Annotated in this window: 1 pseudogene; it reads right to left on the bottom strand. The window is 68.3% G+C overall.

From position 1 onward, the window contains the following. Nucleotides 1-2604 (bottom strand): annotated as a pseudogene (locus tag KDH83_RS30285) (hypothetical protein); the annotation flags it as partial.

The raw sequence follows: 2604 nt of genomic DNA, 5'->3' as shown, positions 1-2604 counted from the left end.
AGCCGTTGCCGGCTCCGGCAGCGTTGCCGTTCGGCGTGCCCGGCAGCGCGCCGGGTCGAAGCAGCAGGTCCAGCAGGTAGTCGCTGGAGACATAGGGCCGCTGGCCCGTGAAACGCGGGTCGGTGGCAACGATATAGGGCGCGCCCGGCCGGCTGTTGACGGCAAAAAGTTGGCTGTCGGGAATGCTGGCCGGATTGGAGACCGTACGCACCGCGTTGCCGTCGGGCAGGCCGACGCTGGCGACCCGCACGGGGCCGGGCGCGGCGACGCCGGTGACGCCCGGCGCCCCGCCGCTCAGGGTGACCTGGATGTTGCCGCCGGAGGTTCCGACCGGCACCTCGATGGGCTGGGAGGCCAAGGTTTCCTGGTAGCGACCGGTCGTTTCCCGGCGCCGGCCATTGCCTTCGGTGCTCAGGGTCATGGAACCTGCACGCGCCACCGTGCGCGTGCCGGCCGCGCCGATGTTGTCGATGCCGGGTCCGACGACCGACAATGCGCCACCCGCGGCGATCTGGCTCTTGTCGTTAGTGACGGTGCCGGTCAACGTCATCGCGCCGCCCGACAGGATTCTGCCTGGGTCGCTGGCGGTCGCGCGCGTCTCGGTGACGGTTTCAGTTACGTCGTAGTAGACAAAGTTGTGCCGCAGGCGGCGCGCGAAATCGGCGTTGAAGTCACGGATGCGCGCGTCCAACTGCATATGTGTCGCCTTGAACGCAGCATAGGCCTCGTCATAGACCTTGCGGCGCGCGACCTCGCTGGCCTGGCATTGCCAGTCGGCACCGCAGGGGTACTGCCGCTCGACCCACACGGGCATGGGGCCGGCGGGCGGCGCCACATCGAATACCGACCAGATGCGGGAATCGCGCGCATAGAGAAAGCGTTCCGCTGTGTAGGAACATGTCCCTTCTCCCGCATCTCCGCCCGGCCCATTGCATACATAGTCAGGCGTGATGTACGTCGGGGCGACCGGCGCGGTCGCTTCATTCGGCTTGCTGCTGCCGTCGCCCTCCCAACGGGGCGGCACATAATCAAACGGAGGCCCGTAGCGCGACGCGGGGTATTTGTCCGACGGAACGACAAGCAGCCGGTCCCTGCCGCCCGTCGCCCAACGCGGGTCCTGGCTGCACTGGGGACCGTTCTCGTAGCAGACCCAGAAACTGTCCCTGTCCAGCATCGCGCCCGCCGGATTGCCATTGTTGTTGGCTTCGCGGTAGTAGCGCTTGAGTTCGGACGACACCAGCACGGTCTGGCTGGCATAGTTGATATTCAGGTTGAGGATCGCCGCCGCCGAGATATTGGCATTGCCCGCGGCTTCGATCGTGGCTGCGGCATTCTGCAGCGACTGCGCCTGACCGACGGCGCGGCCGCTGGCATCCAGCGCGCCGCCGATGCGCAGATCCACCGCCGAGTAAATCAACGCGTGGCCGTTGTTGACCAGCGTGACCGCGCCCAGATCCAGGCTGCCCCGCGAGGCGATGACGGCCCCGCCGTTGGCGCCAGCGCCGTTGAGCAACGTGCCAGCGCCGATGGCCACGCCATCGCCATAGATGCGGCCCAGGTTGGTCACGCCGCCCGCCGTGATGCGCGTATTGCCGCCGTCGATCAGGCCGGCGTTGGTCAGCGTGCCGGCGACGTTGATCGTATTGTTGCGACCGGCCACCAGCTCGCCCGTTGCCTGGTTGTTCAGCGTATCGGCCCAGATGTTCAGATCGCGGCCCGCGTTGATGCGCGCGGTGTTGTCCATGGTCCCGCCCACGGCCAGGCTCAGATCGCGGCCGGCGATGAGATCGCCGCGCTGATTCAGCGGCCCGTCATAGGCGAAGGACAGATCGCCCTGCGACTGCAGCGTGCCCAGTTCCCGCAGAGTCTTGACAATGACGGACAGGGTTCGGCCGGCCAGCAGCTTGCCCTGCGTGTTCTTGAGCGTGTCGGCCTCGATGCGCGCGGCGCCTTGCGAGGCCACTTCGCCGGCGGTGTTGTCCAATTCGCCGGCCTTGATGGCGAGGTCCTGGCCGACGCTGATTGCGCCGCCCTGGTTGTTCACGCGCCCGGCCACGATGCTGGCCACCTTGCCCAGCACGCCCTTGGCGGGCGCGCCGCTGGAGGTCAGCGTGTTGCGGTTGTCCAGGCTGGCGGCCGTCAGGGTCAGCGTGTCGTCGGCCTGCAGCAGGCCGCGCTGGTTGTCGATGGCGCCGCTGGTGATGATGGTCAGGTTGCCGCCCGCCACGGTGCCGTCGCGGTTGCCCAGGCGCGTGGTGTCGACGCGGGCCTTGCCCGCCGCCGCGATCATGCCGCCGGTGTTGTCCAGCTCGCCGCCGAGCTTGATCGTCGCATCGCCCGAGGACGTGAGCTTGCCGCCCTGGTTGCGCAGGTTGGCGGCGGACAGGTCCAGGCCGCTGCCATGCAGCGTGGCGTGGGAAGTGTCCATGTCCTTGGCGGAGGTCAGCGTCAGCCTGTTCGCCGCCGACAAGGTGCCGCCCGCGAGGTCCAGCCCCACGGAAGACGAAGCGCCGCCGGGCGCATCCTGGCCTGTCGCGGACAACGTCATGTCCTTGCCGGCCAGGCTGGTGCCGGCATGTTGCAGCGTGCCGGCGCTCTGCGTCA

The organism is Achromobacter sp. Marseille-Q0513 (genome assembly GCF_018195695.1).
Classification (GTDB): Bacteria; Pseudomonadota; Gammaproteobacteria; order Burkholderiales; family Burkholderiaceae_B; genus Achromobacter.
The sequence above is the reverse complement of the archived record's forward strand: the minus strand, read 5'-3'. Positions and strand labels throughout refer to the sequence as shown.